Annotated in this window: 16 protein-coding genes and 1 pseudogene; 7 read left to right on the top strand and 10 right to left on the bottom strand. The window is 68.4% G+C overall.

The window, feature by feature from the left end; all coding sequences use genetic code 11:
* Positions 1–25: 25 nt before the first annotated feature.
* A complete protein-coding gene (locus ACJH7A_RS15900) occupies positions 26–1,195 on the bottom strand; it encodes a S1C family serine protease (protein ID WP_406802335.1) in 1,170 nt (389 codons plus the stop codon).
* Between the two features lie 622 nt (positions 1,196–1,817).
* Between ACJH7A_RS15900 and ACJH7A_RS15895 the strand changes: the two genes are divergently transcribed.
* From ACJH7A_RS15895 to ACJH7A_RS15875, 5 genes are read left to right on the top strand one after another with little or no spacing between them, the layout of a single operon-like run.
* On the top strand, positions 1,818–3,449 hold the full coding sequence (locus ACJH7A_RS15895; RefSeq protein ID WP_318985910.1) for a metallophosphoesterase: 1,632 nt from the start codon (positions 1,818–1,820) through the stop codon (positions 3,447–3,449).
* Positions 3,450–3,493: 44 nt separating this feature from the next.
* Positions 3,494–5,185, top strand: coding sequence for a protein kinase domain-containing protein (locus ACJH7A_RS15890; protein ID WP_406802318.1), 1,692 nt, complete (start codon positions 3,494–3,496; stop codon positions 5,183–5,185).
* Between the two features lie 55 nt (positions 5,186–5,240).
* On the top strand, positions 5,241–5,867 hold the full coding sequence (locus ACJH7A_RS15885; RefSeq protein WP_346416589.1) for a helix-turn-helix domain-containing protein: 627 nt from the start codon (positions 5,241–5,243) through the stop codon (positions 5,865–5,867).
* The gene (locus ACJH7A_RS15880; protein ID WP_318985892.1) at positions 5,864–6,520 is read left to right on the top strand and encodes an enoyl-CoA hydratase-related protein; all 657 of its coding nucleotides are present in this window, start codon (positions 5,864–5,866) and stop codon (positions 6,518–6,520) included. The genes ACJH7A_RS15885 and ACJH7A_RS15880 overlap by 4 nt, the downstream gene beginning before the upstream one ends.
* 34 nt (positions 6,521–6,554) lie before the next feature.
* Complete coding sequence (locus ACJH7A_RS15875; RefSeq protein WP_212807840.1) at positions 6,555–7,061, top strand: pyridoxamine 5'-phosphate oxidase family protein; 507 nt, start codon at positions 6,555–6,557, stop codon at positions 7,059–7,061.
* Between the two features lie 49 nt (positions 7,062–7,110).
* Here the strand turns inward: ACJH7A_RS15875 and ACJH7A_RS15870 are convergent, their stop codons facing one another.
* Both ACJH7A_RS15870 and ACJH7A_RS15865 read right to left on the bottom strand, forming a co-directional pair.
* Positions 7,111–7,422, bottom strand: a complete 312-nt coding sequence (locus ACJH7A_RS15870; protein ID WP_212807841.1) for a GNAT family N-acetyltransferase — start codon at positions 7,420–7,422, stop codon at positions 7,111–7,113.
* Between the two features lie 79 nt (positions 7,423–7,501).
* Positions 7,502–7,798, bottom strand: coding sequence for a WhiB family transcriptional regulator (locus ACJH7A_RS15865; protein WP_212807842.1), 297 nt, complete (start codon positions 7,796–7,798; stop codon positions 7,502–7,504).
* A gap of 351 nt (positions 7,799–8,149) precedes the next feature.
* On the opposite strand from ACJH7A_RS15865, the gene ACJH7A_RS15860 reads away from it, so the two are divergent.
* Complete coding sequence (locus tag ACJH7A_RS15860) at positions 8,150–8,923, top strand: transcriptional regulator (RefSeq protein ID WP_406802317.1); 774 nt, start codon at positions 8,150–8,152, stop codon at positions 8,921–8,923.
* A 12-nt stretch (positions 8,924–8,935) separates the two neighbouring features.
* Here the strand turns inward: ACJH7A_RS15860 and ACJH7A_RS15855 are convergent, their stop codons facing one another.
* A complete protein-coding gene (locus tag ACJH7A_RS15855) occupies positions 8,936–10,147 on the bottom strand; it encodes a MinD/ParA family protein (protein WP_346416588.1) in 1,212 nt (403 codons plus the stop codon).
* Between the two features lie 517 nt (positions 10,148–10,664).
* On the opposite strand from ACJH7A_RS15855, the gene ACJH7A_RS15850 reads away from it, so the two are divergent.
* Complete coding sequence (locus ACJH7A_RS15850; protein ID WP_212807844.1) at positions 10,665–11,525, top strand: ESX secretion-associated protein EspG; 861 nt, start codon at positions 10,665–10,667, stop codon at positions 11,523–11,525.
* Here ACJH7A_RS15850 and ACJH7A_RS15845 read toward each other — a convergent pair.
* The 6 genes and pseudogenes from ACJH7A_RS15845 to ACJH7A_RS15820 all read right to left on the bottom strand — a co-directional run bounded on the left by ACJH7A_RS15845 (position 11,513) and on the right by ACJH7A_RS15820 (position 16,924).
* Entirely contained in the window at positions 11,513–11,920 is a 408-nt protein-coding gene (locus ACJH7A_RS15845; RefSeq protein ID WP_406802316.1) for a hypothetical protein, read from the bottom strand. The two genes, ACJH7A_RS15850 and ACJH7A_RS15845, sit on opposite strands and share 13 nt — an antisense overlap.
* Positions 11,921–12,000: 80 nt before the next feature.
* Positions 12,001–12,627, bottom strand: a pseudogene (locus ACJH7A_RS15840) (S8 family serine peptidase); the annotation flags it as partial.
* Positions 12,628–12,820: 193 nt separating this feature from the next.
* Positions 12,821–13,078: an HPr family phosphocarrier protein gene (locus ACJH7A_RS15835; protein ID WP_020099974.1), complete on the bottom strand. Its 258-nt coding sequence runs from the start codon at positions 13,076–13,078 to the stop codon at positions 12,821–12,823.
* Between the two features lie 45 nt (positions 13,079–13,123).
* Entirely contained in the window at positions 13,124–15,145 is a 2,022-nt protein-coding gene (locus tag ACJH7A_RS15830) for a fructose-specific PTS transporter subunit EIIC (RefSeq protein WP_212807864.1), read from the bottom strand.
* A gap of 25 nt (positions 15,146–15,170) precedes the next feature.
* Complete coding sequence (gene pfkB / locus ACJH7A_RS15825; protein WP_406774755.1) at positions 15,171–16,148, bottom strand: 1-phosphofructokinase; 978 nt, start codon at positions 16,146–16,148, stop codon at positions 15,171–15,173.
* On the bottom strand, positions 16,145–16,924 hold the full coding sequence (locus ACJH7A_RS15820; RefSeq protein WP_212807866.1) for a DeoR/GlpR family DNA-binding transcription regulator: 780 nt from the start codon (positions 16,922–16,924) through the stop codon (positions 16,145–16,147). The genes pfkB and ACJH7A_RS15820 overlap by 4 nt, the downstream gene beginning before the upstream one ends.
* Between the last annotated feature and the right edge of the window lie 36 nt (positions 16,925–16,960).

Raw genomic sequence — 16,960 nt, 5'->3', positions numbered from 1 at the left:
GGGGGGACAGGACGTGCTGGGCGGTCTACGCCTCCGTCTGTCCCAAGGTCACCTGCACGGAACGTTCCGCTCCGGAGGGGTCGGCGTAGGTCACGGTGACGTTGTCGCCGGGCGCCTTGGACCGGATCGCCGCGACGAGCGCTTCCGGACTGTCGATCGGCTGGTTGTCGACCTTGGTGATCACGGCGCCCTTGTCCAGGCCGGCCGCGGCGGCGGGACCGTCGGCGACGACGCCGGCCACGGCCGCGCCCTGGGCGCTGTTGTTGGCGGCCAGCTTGACGCCCAGCGAGGCGTGCTGGACGGTGCCGGTCGAGATCAGTTGGTCGGCAATGCGTTTGGCCTGGTCGACCGGGATGGCGAAGCCGAGCCCGATGGAACCGGGCTGGGAACCACCGGATTCCGGACCGCCACCCAGCGAGGCGATCGCCGAGTTCACCCCGATCAGATTGCCGTTCATGTCGACCAGCGCGCCACCGGAGTTGCCGGGGTTGATTGCGGCGTCGGTCTGGATGGCGCTCATGACCGACTGCTGGCCGGTCTGCTCGTCACCGGTGCTCACCGGACGGTTCAACGAGCTGATGATGCCGGTGGTCACGGTGCCCTGCAGGCCCAGCGGCGAGCCGATGGCCACCACGTTCTGTCCGACGCGCAGGTCTTTGGAGGAGCCGATGCTGATCGGGGTCAGGTCGGACACCCCCTGGGCTTTCACCACCGCGATGTCGTCGGCCGGATCGGCGCCCACGACCGTGAAGGGCACGGTGCGGCCGTCGGCCAGCGTGACCGTCGCCTTGGTCTGGCCGCCGCCCGTCAGACCGCGGGGCAGCCGGCCACTCGGGCTCAGTCCGCTGGGCAGTGAATCCTGTTCCGCGGCAGCTTGATTGGCTTCCGCGACGACGTGGTTGTTGGTCAGGATCAGGCCGTCCGCGGTGAGGACGATGCCGGAGCCCTCGCCGCCCTGCTGGCCGGTCTGGACCTGCAGCTTCACGACGCTCGGCAGCACCTTGGCCGACACCGCCTCGACGGAGCCGGCCGGCGCCGCCGGTGCCGGCGCGGAAGCCGTCGGCAGCGTGCGGTTCTGGATGCCGGCGGCGAGCGGAACCTGCGCCGTCGGCGCCACGCTGCCGTAGTGGTCGACCGCCGCCATGGTGCCTGCCGCGCCTGCCGCGATGGCTACGGCGGCGACGCCGAAGGCCAGCAGCCCGGAGCGCGAGCGCTTAGCTGGCGCCGGTGGAACGGGCGCGGCGGGATACTGCTGCGGCGCCCCGTACGGAGTCCGCAGTGGTTGGGTGTAGGCGTCCGATGCGTGGGGACGCTGGTAACGGTCATTGCTCCACTGGACCAGTTTCTCCTGTTCAGCGGCGTACTGCCGCGACCAGAGGTGCTGGTTGTCGAGCGTCGGCTGTTCTGACGGGTGTCTCATTGGCGTTGACTACTTTCTCGAAACGTCGGTAAGACAGGCGTGCTCGCGCTTGATGTCTCCACCGTGCCGCCGCCAACTGAGGCGTTGCTGAGAAAGAGTTCGGGACAGCCCAAGACTTTTCAGATCACAAAAAGTGTCATTTCGGGTCGATCCTGATCGGCGACAGAGCAGGCCGTAGACCCGACGGGCGTCGCATGGCAGGACTGGCCACAGCGGTACGGCGCCCCGGCGCCGTTGATCGCGGTTCCGTGAACCACGGCTGAACATCGGCCCTGATTCGGGTGTCGGACTCGCGGGACGGACCGTGCTGGGCCACCATCGACTGGTGCGTCCGACCCGACTGACCGCCGCCGGTGAAATCCCGGACACGGGCATCCCCGACAACTTGTCGACGACCATGACCATCGCCGAGCAGTACGACTGGCACCAGCAGTACCTGCGCCGGCACCGCGTATCGCGACGGAATTTCCTGCGCGGATCGGCGGCCGCCGCGGCGGTGGCGGCCCTGGGCCTGGCGCCGTTCGGGCGCCGCGCCTACGCACAGGACGCGCCGCTGAGCGTGGCCAACCGCCGGGTCGGTTTCGGCGGCGACGCGGACAGCCAGCTGCGGCTGGCCGCGCAGTTGTCGCGAAATCCCGGTGGCACCAGAGTGTTCGTCGACCACGGGCCCACCGATCAGTTGGGCGCGACCGTCGAGGCCGAGGTGCGCAACCTCGTCACGCAGATCCCGACCAGCGATCGCGGTGTCCTTGCGGCCGAGCAGTTCTACGCCCATGTTCCCGTCGACGGATTGCCCGGTGGCAGCGCGCATTTCTACCGGTGGCGCACCGAGGACGGCTTCGTCAGCGACGTGCGGTCGGCCAAGACGGCGATGCCCAGCGTGCGAAAGACATTGGCGCCGTTCCGGTTCACCATGATGGGTGACCAGGGCACCGATGACATACCGCGCCAGCCTGCCGGGCTCAAACGCGGCGACTACGACGACAGCTATTACAAGCCGGACAACGAGCCCGACGTCCCGCACACCGCCAACGTGTTCAATCAGATCGTCGCGTCCAACCCCGAATTCCATCTGCTGGCCGGGGATATCGCGTATGCCGACCCGTCCGGCGGCGGCAAGCCGCTGTCGTTCGTCCCGTCCGGGGGCAAGGCCGCGCACGGCTTCGACAAGTACAACCCGTTCGTCTGGGACGTCTATCTGGGCTCCATCGAGGCCAGTGCGGCGAGCACGCCGTGGATGTTCGCGACCGGTAACCACGACATGGAGGCCTCGTATCCGAGTCACGGTTACGGCGGTCACCTGGCGCGCATGGACTTTCCGGACAACGGGCCGGCGGCGTGCCCGTCGGTCTATTCGTTCACCTACGGCAACGTCGCGGTGCTGTCACTGGACGCCAACGACGTGAGCTTCGAAATCCGTTCCAACACCGGCTATTCCGACGGCACCCAGAACTCCTGGGTCGAGCGCACCCTGGCCGCCTACCGCGCCGACCCCAACATCGACTTCATCGTGTGCTTCTTCCACCACTGCGCGTACTCGACCACCGACTCGCACGCCAGCGACGGCGGTGTGCGGGTGGCCTGGTGCGAGTTGTTCGACCGGTATCAGGTCGATCTCGTGCTGCAGGGACACAACCACGTCTACGAGCGCACGGACCCGATCCGCGGCGACCGCCCCACCAAGGTCGCCGGCGACAATTCGACGGTCGACGCGGAAACCGACGGCACCGTCTACTACACCGTGGGCTGCGCCGGCCGGCCCCGATACGGCTTCCAGCCCGGTGAGCCCGAGAGCTACCGCGGCCACGAAGCTCCCGACACCTTCGTCCCGAACAGCTATGTCTGGACTGCTGAAGGGAAGAAGAAGGCGGAGGCGGTCGGCTGGTCGCGCGTGCGTTTCCGCAACTACGCCTTCATCCGCGTCGATGTCAGGCCCGGGCAGCTGCTGAGCGAAATGGACGTCACCGCGGTCGACGAACACGGCCGGGAATTCGACAAGGTCACCTATCGCCGCAGGGTGCGCGCCTAACCATTCGCTGGGCAGCGGACGCCGCCGCCTCTTATGGTTAGCCGGTGGAAGGGACACCGTTCGGCCGGTACCGGCTGATTGAGCTGCTCGGTCGTGGCGGCATGGGTGAGGTCTGGAAGGCTTACGACACCACCATGAAGCGCGTCGTCGCGATGAAGGTGCTGCCGCCGACCTTCGCCGACGACGAGCAGTACCAGGTGCGTTTCCGCAGGGAGGCCCACGCCGCGGCCGGGCTCGACGAGCCGCATATCGTGCCGATCCACGACTTCGGTGAGATCGACGACCGGCTGTTCGTGACGATGCGGCTGATCGACGGCAAGACCGTCCAGCAGCTGTTGGCCGACGGCCCACTGGCACCCGACCGCGCGGTCTCGATCGTCGAGCAGATTGCTGCCGCGCTCGGCGCCGCGCATGGCGTGGGGCTGGTGCACCGCGACGTGAAACCCGCCAACATCCTGGTCACGCCAGACGATTTCGCGTACCTAATCGACTTCGGCATCGCCCGCGCTGCAGGCGAGACCAAACTGACCCACACCGGTGCCACCATCGGCACCGTCGCCTACATGGCACCCGAGCGCTTCACCAGCGACCGGTGCGACGCGCGGTCCGACATCTATGCGCTGACGTGCGTCCTGCACGAATGCCTGACCGGAGCACCGCCATTTCCGGGCGACAGCATGGAGCGGCAGATCACCAGCCACCTCTATTCGGATCCGCCACGGCCGTCGACCATGCGGCCGGGGATTTCGGCATACATGGATCAGGTCATCGCCACCGGCATGGCGAAGGATCCCGAATTGCGCTACGCCACAACGAAAGACCTTGCCAACGCCGCGCGTTCCGCGCTGACCGGACCGGCGCAGCCCGCTCAGTTCGGTCAGCCCGCTCAGCAGACACCGCCGCCGGCGTGGGCCGCCCCTTCGGTCCCCTACCCCACGACCGGCCCCGAGTCCTACCCGGCGCACGCGCACACGCAGTACGCGACGCCGGCGCAAGGTCTGGGTGCCGGATCCGCGCAGTGGTCGCCGCCGCAGCTGGCGAACAACCAACCGGCCCAATCATGGTGGCGCAACTCGGCGGTGGTTATCGTCGCGGCTTTGGTCACGATCGTCGTCCTCGGGGGCGCCGGCATCGCGTACGTGATGTGGCCCGACAGCGGTTCGGGCGACCAGCCTCAGGCGTCCAATCAGCCCAGCGCACAACTGTTTCCGTCGATGCCCACCGGTCCCGGTGGCACCGCCGGGTACCCGACGGGTTCGATGTCGACTCCCGCCTCGACCGCGGCGTCGACGCCGGCGGGACCGAGTCAGCTGCAGACCGCCGACGGTCTGACCAACCTGATCGGGACCATCAAGGCGAAGTTCGGCGACGCCATGGGATTCAAGCTCGTGGTCTACCCCGATTACGCGGTCATGGATCGCGTCTCCCCCACGAACAAGCACGTCGATCAGAGCTTCATGTACCGCGGCGGCAGCTGGAACAAGTGGGGCTCGGACACCAGCACCAGTTCGTTCGACGTGCTGGCGGACCTCGGCGCGATCAACGCGCAGGCGGTGGCCGCCACCATGGCCGGTGCACCGCAGCAGCTGGGTGCGGAACCCGGCTCGCAGCTGTACCTCATCATCGAGGGCGAAGAGGGCGGCGGTCTGGGGCTCGCGATCCACTCCACGGCGCCCGGAACCGGATACATGCAGGTCAACGCCGACGGGACCATCAAGCAGATCTATCCGCCGTAACCGGCGACACCCCTGCTGCGTAGTAACGGAGCGATTGCTCTGTTATGGTGAGCCGGTGCCCCGGCCTCGTGTGTATGACCTCGACTCGGTGCTCGACGCTGCCGAATCGCTGGCCGTCGAGGCCGGGCCGGCCGGTGTCACCACCCGTTCGGTGGCCGCCGCGGCCGGCGTCTCCAACGGCGCGATCTATCACAACTTCGGCTCGCGAACCGAGCTCGTCGCCCGCACCTGGCTGCGTGCCGCACGCCGATTCCTCGATGTGCAAACAGAATTGGTCGACGCCGCGCTGGCCAATGACGCCGCCGACCCCGTGGACGCCGTCGTCGCCGCCGCGCAGGCTCCCGCGGTGTTCTACGAGCGGCAGCGGCAGTCGGCCCAACTGGTGTGGCGGGTGCAGCGCGATCAATTGCTCGGACCCGACCTGCCGGCGTCCCTGGCGGCCGAACTCAAAGACCTCGACCGTCAGCTGATCGACCTGATGATGCGGCTGTCGTCGCACCTCTGGGACCGGCGCGACGGTGCGGCGGTCGATGCCATCACGGTGTGCATCGTCGACCTGCCGACCGCAATCATCTTGTCCCGCAACAGAATCAGCAACAGCTGGGCACGTGATCGGCTGACCGCAGCCGTCCGTGCCGTCCTCGCCGACGAACCCACCCCAACCAGGAGGAAACAACCATGAGCATCACCGTCAGCTACCAGGACAAGATCGCCGTTCTCAACCTCGGCGATGACGAGAACCGCTTCTCGCTGGGCTTTCTCGACGACATCAACGGTGCCATCGACGATCTCGTCGCGGGCGGCGCCCAGGGACTCGTGACCACCGGCGCCGGCAAGTTCTACTCCAACGGCCTGGATCTCGACTGGCTGATGGCGCACGGCGACCAGATGCAGTCCTACGTCGGGCGGGTGCACGCCCTGTTCGCGCGGGTGCTGACGCTGCCGATCCCGACGGCCGCCGCGGTCAACGGACACGCCTTCGGCGCCGGTGCGATGCTCGCCATGGCCCACGACTACCGGACCATGCGCGCTGACCGCGGGTTCTTCTGTTTCCCCGAGGTCGACATCCGGATTCCGTTCACGCCCGGTATGGCCGCGCTGATCCAGGCCAAGCTGACGCCGCAGGCGGCCATCGCGTCGATGACCACCGGACGGCGCTTCGGCGGCGACGACGCCGCCAAGTACGGACTCGTGGAGCTGGCCGCGGCCGAGGACGCGGTGGTCTCCTCCGCAGTGGATCTCGTGATTCCAGTGGCTGGCAAGGATTCCCAGACCATGGCCGCCATCAAGGCGACGATGTTCGGCCCGGCGATCGCGGCGCTGCAGGCCGGGTAACCGCCTCCAGGTGCGGCCTGATAGGCATAAGAGCGTGGGACAGAACGAGCGCAAGAAGATCGTCATGACCGACGACGAAATCGTCGAGTTCATCGATCGCAGCCGGACCGCGACCATGGCCACCGTCCTGGCCGACGGCCGGCCGCACCTGGTGGCCATGTGGTACGCCGTGCTCGACGGCGAAATCTGGTTCGAGACCAAGGCCAAGTCGCAGAAGGCGGTCAACCTGCGCCGGGATCCGACCATCACCGTGATGATCGAGGATGGTGACACCTACGGCACCCTGCGAGGTGTGTCGATCGACGGGACCGCCGAGATCGTCGAGGATCCCGACACCTGTCTGCGCGTCGGCATCAGTGTGTGGGAGCGGTACACCGGCCCCTACACCGACGAGATGCGCCCGTTCGTCGATCAGATGATGAACAACCGCGTCGCGGTCCGGGTCGTGCCGAGCCGCATGCGCAGCTGGGACCACCGCAAACTCGGCATGCCCGACATGCCGATCAGCGGCTCGACCGCGCAGTACCTGAACCAGCAGTGATCTCGGCGCGCCCCGTATCACTCTCCGATACGGAGCGCGCCCAAACCACTCAGGCCCGGTCGACCAGCGGCGCGTACTCGGGATGCTTGGCGATGTACCCGCTGACCATCGAGCATTGCGGCACGATGCGTAACCCTGCGGCACGGGTGGCGTCCAACGCCTCGGCGACGAGGATCGTCGCCAGCCCGCGGCCGCCGTACTCGGGCTGAACTTCGGTGTGCGGGAAGATTCGTCGGCCACCCCGGTCGATGTAATCGATCAGCCCGACCGTCTTGCCTTCGACGGCGATGGTGAATCGTCCGGCTTCGGCGGTGACTGTGGTCGGCGCTCCGGTCTTGTCGGTCGTGCTCGCAGTGGCCATAGAACCCACGGTAACCCTCTTGCGTAGAACCGCCGCCCGCGCTGCCGCCCCCTCAAACGGCAGCGTGGGCAAGCGGGTACTACGCGACTTCGAGGAAGATGCGGCGCTGGCGGCGGACCGGGTAGCCGTTGGCTTCGGCCAGGGACCGCAGCTGCTTCATCGCGAACGTCCGGCCGCGACCCTCCTCGGCCGGGATGACGATGCCGGCCCAGAGGCCTTCGGCGCGGGGCAGTTCGACGGCGTCACGCGCGCAGGCCCAGCGGCGCGGGCACTGGCGGCAGAGGGCCTTGGCCTCGTCGCTGGCGATCGTCGTCCACTGCTCCGGGCTCCGGGTGCACTCACCGAGCGGCAGGCCGTCCATGGCAATTGCGGTCATCGGAGTACTCCTTTGTTGTTGCGCTGCGACTGTTCCGTCGCGGTTGGGAAGAATCTATAGCACCAGACTGCAGTAATGCAACAGTTAAACCGTAGCGTTAGATATATCCGCAGGTCAGCGCGCTGCGAGGGCTCAAAAATCATCCGAATGGTCCGGAATAACATTGGTGAAAGTCGTGCTTTGGGGAGGGTGTACGGTCTAACTGAAGCGCTTGGCGCGAGACCGATACGGTTCAGTGACCGTTAACGCAATAGTTATGCGGGGCCGAACGGGTTAAGCTGTATCGGACTGCCGACGGTGCTCCGGATTTCGTGTTGAGCGCGGGCCGCAAGGGATGGGAGGTGACATCGGGTGCCGAACATCGATCCCGATGACGTCACCGAATACATCGCCCTGCCCGCAGTCGACCCCGGAATGGAGCGCGCCGGTGCGGCCGCCGCCGCCCGGCGGCGCGAGTTGGACATCAGCCAGCGCAGCCTTGCGGCCGACGGCATCATCAACGCCGGAGCGCTGATCTCATTCGAAAAGGGCCGCAGCTGGCCGCGGGAACGAACGCGCCTGCGTCTCGAAGAGGTGTTGCAGTGGCCGCCGGGAACCATCGCCCGGATCCGCAGCGGCGAGCCGGTCCCGACGACGCAGGTGCCGTTGGCGCCTCAGGCACAAGCTGCCCCAGCCCCGCCGTTGACCAACGCGGGCGAGGTTCCCCTGATCGCGCAGGCCGTCGTCGCCGCGGTGAACACGTTGGGAGCCACGGCCGACGCCCTGCCGGCGATCGAGGATTCTGAATTCACGCCGTGGGTCACGCAGATTCTGTCCGACCTGCGGCAACTCGAGGCCGTCGCCGCCAGCGCCGCCCGGCTCGGCCCGGTATCGCCGCCGTTGATCAAGGCGTTGGGACTGGTGCGCGCCCGCATCGACGAACTGACGTTGCTCGGCGCGAAAGCGCCCACCGCGACGCTCGGGCAGCGGCTGTACGCAGCGCGCCGCGGTGCCAACCTGACCATTCAGGAGACGGCCCTGGCCGCCGGGGTTCCCGAGTCCGTCGTGGTCGGTGCCGAGGCCGAAGCGGCGGTGTCGGACCACGACAAAGAGCTGGTCGAAAAGCTGCTCGTGCAGCTGGTGTAGCCGCCGCCAGCGTCAGGAACGGTCGCGGTGCCGATCGTCACCGGTCGGGAAGTTCGCCGCCAGCGCGGCTGCGATCTCGATGAATTTGCGCCGCGTCGCCGGCGCCATTTCCCGCGTGCCGGCGATGACGCCGCCCGGCCGCAGGTGCGCATCGAACGGTACCTCGACGACGGCCTGCCCCTGCCCGGCGAACTGCTGGGCCAGGACCGAACGGGTGCGTTTGTCGGCGTGGCCGTCGGAATCGTTGAGTACCACCACAGTTCGCTGCAGGAGACCATTGAGGCCGTGTGCCGCCAGCCAGTCGAGCGTCTGCCCGGCCGCGCCGGCACCGTCGACCCACGGCGACGACACCACGATGAGCGCATCCAGATCCCGCAGCACCTCCTGCGTGACAGGGCTGTCCATCGTGGAGCTGCAGTCGATGATCGAGATGGTGAAATGGCGGTCCAGCCGCGAGGCGGCCTCGCGGTAGACGGCGGGATCCAGCACCCGGCGGCGGGCCGGGCTCGCCTCACCGGCCAGCACGAACAGCCCGGCGGCATTGCTGCCGACCCGGTTGCGGATATCGGCGAAACTCTCCAGGTGCTGGTCGGACGCCAACTCCCAGTACGAGCTCAGGGCCTTGGGGTCGACGCGGCTGCCGAGCTTGCCGAACGCGGTGTCGGCATCGACGGCCACTACCCGATCCTCCTGCCGGAGCTCGGCGAACAGCGACCCGATCGAGGCCGACACCGTCGTCTTGCCGACGCCGCCCTTGCCCATCACGCCGACCTTGTAGTGACCCGACAGCGCCGACCGGATCCGGTTGATCTGCTGTGCTTCCTGGATCTCGTCGGGTGACGGACCGAGGTTGACCAGCCCGAACGTCGCCTTGAACAGCGTCTTGCGCCAGCCGCGACCAGGCTCGGGCTTGCGGGTCCGGAGCAGGTCGTCGCGGCGGATGGCGTCGGCGTACGACCCGGGTGGCGTGAACTGACCCTGAGGACCGTGCGGCCAGGGTTGGTGCGGGTGCGGTCCCGGCTGCATCGGACCGGGCTGCATCGGACCCGGCGGTACGGGACCGGGCTGCGGTGGGTAGCCGGTCCTGCGCTGCAGCGGTTCGGTGTGCTGCATGCCGGTGTTGCCGGCCGGATTTACCCGTGGCCAGGCCGGCGGCGTGTTCACGGGATGGCCGGCGAAAGCGCTTTCCGGGGGGTTGTGCTGCGGTTCGAAGTGGTCAGTCACCGAATACGCGCTTTCTCTCCTCGGTTCGCTCGACGCAGGTGCCAAGACGCAGATGCCATCCCAGTATCGACCACGCCGGCGCCGCCGGCGGGATGGCTGGGCCCAATTTCGTCGGCGCCCGTTCGGCCGACGGTCTGGGCCCCTTGGCTGCGGTGCTGCTGATTGGGTTGTCCACCAACGTTTTTCGCTGCGTGTCGACCGCGTCGACTGAGTGCGCGCCGTCGGTGAATTGGTGCGGATCCGGCGGCGGACCCGCTGGTAGGCTCGATGCGGGTTGTGGGGAAGCGCTGTGGGGGTGGTGTGGGGCCGCCCGCGCAGGTCAGATGCCGTGACTCGCGTAGGAGTTTGGCCATCGGCCTGCCGTCCGTCAGGTGGCGTACCAAGATGGTCACGGAGGACAGCGATGCCCGGCGCCTGGCGCCGGGAACAGGGGGTGGAGCGAGATGCAGCGGGTGGACACATGCGCCGGGCGTGATGCCGGGACGTCTGGGTCGGCTATGGCGCCGGGACGGTTGTCGTGACCGGCCCGTACACTGCGGCCAGCACCGCCTCGGGCGGCATCGACGACGTCATCGCGGTCGAGGTCACCATCGACGGCATGCTGGTCATCGCCGACAAGCTCGAGCTCATGGATTTCCCGATAAGCCTCGGCATCCGGCCGAACATTCCCCAGCTGGACCTTCGGGACCGGGTCTGGGAACAGGTGCGGCGGGATCTGACGGCGCAGGGCGTCCTCGACATCTACGGGAACCCGCATCCGGAAGTCGCCGCGATGGTCGACACCCTCAGCCGCGCCGACCGCACCATCGAGGGCCGCTGGTGGCGCCGCGACGTCGGCGGGAAGATGCTGCGGTTCGTGGTCTGTCGCAAGGGCGAACGCCATGTCGTCGCGGCCCGCGACGGCGAGATGATCGTCATCCAGCGGGTCGCCCCGCAGGTGGGCCTGGCCGGCATGGTGAATGCCGTGCTCGGCTCCGCCAACCCGGCCAACGTCGAGCCTCTGACCGCGTCGACCAGCCGGCTCAGTGACGCCCGCACCCCCGACCAGCTCACCCAGTTCGGCATCAGCCTGAGCTCGGCGCGGACCTATTCCGAACTCATCGCCAATCCCGACTCATGGGTCGAGCTCACCGCCAACGAGCGGCACGAGGGCGGTACGCACAGTGAGGCCGACGTGGCCGCCGGCGTTCTCGACTCCCGGCTGGGCCGCATCGTGTCCCTGCCGCGCAAGGTCAGCGGGGAGCTGTACGGCAGCTTCCTGGCGGGCACCGACGAGAACCTCGAACGCGCCCTGCAAGGGCTGTTGGAGTTCCTGCCGTCGCGGTCCTGGTTCGACACGGCCTCGGCGGGCGCCGCCGGCGACGATTACCAGGACTGACGTTGGCGGCCCACCATGATGACGGGTTCGATGACGAGCCGTCGGGCGACGATCCGGACGACGGCTCGGACGATGATCTCGGCGGCGCACTCGACTACCTCTACGCCGACGACGACGTCGTCCCTCCCGACGCCGGGGTCATCGAGGACGATGCGCCGTCCGCCGATGACGCGCCTGTCCCGTTCGGGTACACGGTCACCAACCCGCCGCAGACGGTGACCGTCACGGCCCTCATGGACGGCCGGATCCACCGCATCCGACTCGCTCCGGGCGTCACCGACATGACGGAAGTCGAACTGGCGGACGAGATCCTCGTGATCGCCGGACTCGCTCGCCAGGACGGCAGGTCGGCGCAATACGACGTCATGTACTCGGGACTGCGGGAACTGGGTCACGACCGCGCAGAGGCGAAGGATTTCCTGTCGCGCAGTCTCGACCTGCCGTCGCCGGAAGAGGCCGCCGCGACGCGTGCCCAGATCTTTGCCACCAGATATTCAGGGGAGTTGATGACCTGTGCACCCAGGTTCGCCGCGTGCACGATGGCGCGAGCGAGGCTGCGCAGCGACCCGGCGGTCTGGGTGGTGTTCGGATCGTTGGGATCGCTGCGGGAGTCTTTCGGCTGAAATGCCTCCGAGGTCTGGCGCAGCGATAGGATGCGGGCTTCGGGCGCGACGCCGATGAACGCGTCCGTCGGTGCCGGACGGCCGGCGATGATCGACGCGGTCAGGGTGCCGTGGGCATCGCAGTCCGACAGGCCGTTGCCGCCCTTGTCGACGAAGTCGCCGCCGGGCTCGGCGGGGACCCGCGGCGAGGCGTTCACGCCGGTGTCGATGACGGCGACGGTGACGCCTGCTCCCGTCGCAAACTTCTGTGCCTCGGCGAGGTGCAGATAGTCGGCCGCCCACGGCTTGTCGGCGAAGTTGGTGTTCGGCAGCACGGTCGGTGCGGAGCAGATCTTGCGCTGCTCCATCGGCTGATCGGGGCCGGTGTCGTCGGGCGGGACGGCGCCGGGGTCGATGGCCGGCGGTTCGATGGCGAGTGCGGGCGGGGCGCTGGCGACAGCCAGCAGCAACGCAGCAGCTACGGCGGCTAGACGACGCACGAGCAACCGCCCCCACCATGGGGACGACCGCTCGTGATGTTCCGAGTCCCCCGTGACATTTTTCCCGCTACGACACCGCCGCGAACCGCGATGCCCTCCCCATACGCATGTAGCACGAATTCATACTAGTGGTGCGTAGTGGGGGCTCTGTGCGCTTTCTGTGGCTGCTGGGAGTGACCCCGAGCCGTGCCCGTCAGGCGTCGAGGTCCTGTGCCACCAGGTCAGCGACGGTGGCCAGGGCGGTTTCGTCGTCGGAGGCCACCGTCACCTGCGCTCCGTTGCCTGCCCCGAGCGTCATGATCATCAGTGCCGAGCCGGCGTCCACGGGTTCCCCGCCGTCGACCGCGAGGGTGACCTGGGCACCGGAATTGATGACGGCCTCGGAGATGACGGCCGCCGGACGGGCGTGCAGGCCGATGGCGGATCCGACGGTGACGGTCTTGCTGGGCATTGCTTCTCCTTGTGATTGTTGGGTTTGTTGCTTGATCGGGACGTTCTAGCTGTTGGCCGGCTGCAGGGCCGCGGTGGTGTCGACCGGCGGGAGCGACCGGCCGGCGCTCTTGGCGGCGATCACCGCGAGCGCGCTGCAGACGGCGCCGACGACGACGGCCACCACGAACCAGATGAGGTTGCCGATGGCGAAGAAGACGAAGATGCCGCCGTGCGGTGCCTTGGAGGTCACGTCGAACGTCATGACCAGGGCGCCGGTCACCGCGCCGCCGAACATCATCGACGGGATGACCCGCAGCGGATCGGCGGCGGCGAACGGGATGGCGCCCTCGCTGATGAAGCATGCGCCGAGAAGCCATGCGGCCCGGCCGTTTTCGCGTTCGGGTTCGGTGAACAGCCGGGGCCGGACCGCCGAGGCCAACGCCATGGCCAGCGGCGGCACCATTCCGGCGGCCATGACGGCGGCCATGATCCGCAGCGACGCGACGTCGGTGATGTTCAGTCCGGCGGCGGCGAAGGAGTAGGCGGCCTTGTTGACCGGTCCGCCCAGGTCGAAGCACATCATCAGGCCGAGGATGACGCCCAGCAGGATCAGTGAACTGCCGGACATGCTGCCGAGCCAGTGGGTCAGCCCGGAGGTGACGGCGGCCAGCGGACGGCCCAGCAGCAGGAACATCGACAGGCCGACGATCAGCGAGGCGCCGAGTGGGATCACCACCACCGGCATCAGGCCGCGGAACCACTGGGGCACCTTGAACGAGCTGATCCACAGGGCGGCGAACCCGGCGATCAGGCCGCCGACGATGCCGCCGATGAATCCGCCGCCGACGGTGACGGCCACTGCGCCCGCGGTGAAACCCGGTGCGATACCGGGGCGGTCGGCGATGGCGAACGAGATGTACCCGGCGAGCGCGGGGACCAGGAAGCCGAAGGCCAGCCCGCCCAAGGTGAAGAGCACGGCACCGAGGTACTGCATGAGCCCGCCTGCGGGCAGGTTGGTCAGCGAGTTGGTGGTCGCGATGATGTGTGCGAGCGAATCCGATTGCCCGGCAGGCTTGTTGGCGATCTCATATCCCGCGAACAGGAAGCCGAGCGCGATCAGCAGACCGCCGGCCGCCACGAACGGGATCATGTAGCTGACGCCCGTCAGCAGGATCTGGCGCAGCCGGGTGCCCCAGCCCAGCCCGCCGCGAGTATCGGTGGTGGCGGCCCCGGCGGTCTCGCCCTGGACTCGGGGGGCCTGCGGATCCTTCGCCGCGGCAACGGCTTCGGCAATCATGGTGTCGGGTTCGTTGATGGCCCGCTTCACACCGGAGGCGACGACGGGCTTGCCGGCGAAGCGCTGCTTGTCCTTGACCCCGACATCGGTGGCGAAGATGACGGCGTCGGCCGCGGCGATGGTTTCGGGGGACAGTGGGGTGGACCCGGACGAGCCCTGGGTTTCGACGCTGAAGTGCACCCCGGCGCGGTCGGCGGCCAGTTTCAGGGCATCGGCGGCCATGTAGGTGTGGGCAATTCCGGTGGGACAGGCCGTGATCGCGATGATCGAGGCCGTGGGCGCCGGTTCGGCAGCAGGTGCGGCGGGGGTCGGCGCCGGGGGTGTGACCGCGGCTGCCGGTGTCGGGGCGACCACGCCTTCGACGAGTTCGACCACCTCATCGGCGGTGCCCGCGCCCCGCAGCTGTTCGACGAAGTCCTTGCGGACCAGGGCCCGGGCCAGGCTGGACAGCAGCTTCATGTGCTCGGCACCGCCGGAGTCCGGGGCGGCGATGAGGAAGGCGAGGTCGGCGGGGCCGTCGGGTGCGCCGAACGGGACCGCGGGCGCCAGGCGGGCAAACCCGATCGTCGGTTCGTCGACGTGGGGCGATCGGCAATGGGGGATGGCGATGCCGCCGGGAAGCCCGGTGGCGGACTGGGCTTCGCGCGCCAGGGCGGCTTCGACGAGTCCGTCTCCGTTGGTGGCGCGGCCTGTTTCGGCCATCCGGGCGGCCAGCAGTTCGATCACATTCTGCTTGTCGGGGCCGGCGTCGACGTCGAGTGCGACGAGGTCCGAGGTGATGATCGGCATGGGTGTTCCTTTTGAATAGAACGGATCAGAGGTGGGCGGAGGCGGACGTGACGGCGTGGACCTGAACGGCTTTCACGTCGATCTGGTCCGGGCCGGGCAGTGCGGAACCCGGCAGGGCGGCAGCGGCGCTGCCGTACGCGACGGCGGTCTGCAGCCGCTGCGCGGGTGCGGCACCGGCGATGGTGGCGGCGAGATAGCCCGCGAGCGACGCGTCACCCGCTCCGACGGTGCTGCGCGGCACGATCGACGGGGCCGTGGCGGCCCAGGTGCCGTCGCGGTCGACGAGGACGGCGCCCGCGCCGCCGAGGGTGACGAGCACGGTGCCGGCCCCGCGGTCGACGAGCTGCCGCGCGGCGGATACCACCGGCATCGGATCGCCCTGTGCGGCAGCGTCTTCCAGCTCCGATGCGGAGCGCCCGGTCAGCCAGGCCAGTTCCTCGGAGTTCGGTTTGATGAGGTCGGGCGCCGCGGATTCGAAGGCTTCTGCCAGGGCGGTGAGCGGACGTTCGGAGGTGTCCACCGCCACGCCGCATGGCAGTGCCGCCAGCCGGGCCGCGATGCCGGCGTACCAGTCGTCGGGCACCCCGGGGGGCAGCGATCCGGACAGCACGACCCAGGTGGCCCCCGCTGCGTGGTCGCAGACGGCGGCGGTCAGGGTCGCCAGTGCGGCGGCATCCAGGTGGGCCCCCGGCTCGTTGAGTTTGGTTGTGGTGCCGTCTTTTTCGGTGATGGTGAGGTTGCTGCGCACGGTGCCCGGGATGGTGATGTTGTGGAACGGCACGCCGCGCGTCGTCAGCCCTGTCAGGATCGGATCGTGGTCGGCTGCCGGCAGCAGCGCGAGGGTGTCGACACCGTTCTGGGTCAGTGCGCGAGATACGTTGACGCCCTTACCTCCTGGCTCGGTGGAGACGGGGGTGAGGCGGTGCACCGCTCCCCTGGTCAGCGGCTCGTCGAGCGTGACGGTGCGGTCGAGGCTCGGGTTCAGGGTGACGGTGACGATCATGATTCACTCTCCGCGCAGATGACGTCGACGCCGGCGTCGATGAGCTCTTGGCGCTCGTGGGGGCGGATATCGGTGTCGGTGACGACGGTGCGAACCGCCGACAGCGGCGCGAAACTGACGAGGTCTTCCCTGCCGAACTTGCTCGAATCCGCCGTCACCACAACATGGTTGGCGCAGTGGACCATGGCGCGCTTGATGGCGGCCTCGTCGCTGTCCGGGGTGGAGAAACCGTGTCGGACGCTGATGCCGTTGGTGCCGAGGAAGGCGACGTCGACGCGCAGTGAGTCGAGTGTCCGCAGGGCCTGCTCCCCCACCACGGCCTGGGTGAGGCTGCGGACGCGGCCGCCCAGCAATTGCAGGGACACCGTCGGGTTGGATGTCAGCTTTGCGGCGGCGGGAATGGAGTTGGTGATGACGACGAGGTCGCGGTCGGTGGGGATGAGCTCGGCGATGCGCGCGGTGGTGGTGCCGGCGTCGATCAGCACCGTCCCGCCGGTGGCGGGCAGGAAGGCGACGGCTGCGGCCGCGATGGCGGCCTTCTGCTGGGTCTGCGTGGAATCGCGCTGGACGACGCCCTGCTCGACCAGGTGCAGGGTGCGGGCGGGCACCGCTCCCCCGTGCACGCGCCGGATGACGCCGGCCTTGTCGAGGACGTCGAGATCGCGGCGGACGGTTTCGGTGGTGACGTCGTAGGCCTCGGCCAGGTCGTTGACCGAGGCGCGGCCGTCGGCGAGGACTCGCGCGGCGATGGCTTGCTGCCGCTCTTCCGCGTACATGACCCTCCAATTGTGTGGGAATCCATCCGGTTCGAT

The sequence above is a fragment of the Mycobacterium sp. SMC-17 genome (assembly GCF_045310915.1).
Lineage (GTDB): Bacteria > Actinomycetota > Actinomycetes > Mycobacteriales > Mycobacteriaceae > Mycobacterium.
Note: the sequence above shows the minus strand (reverse complement) of the source record. Positions and strands in the feature narration are given on the sequence as shown.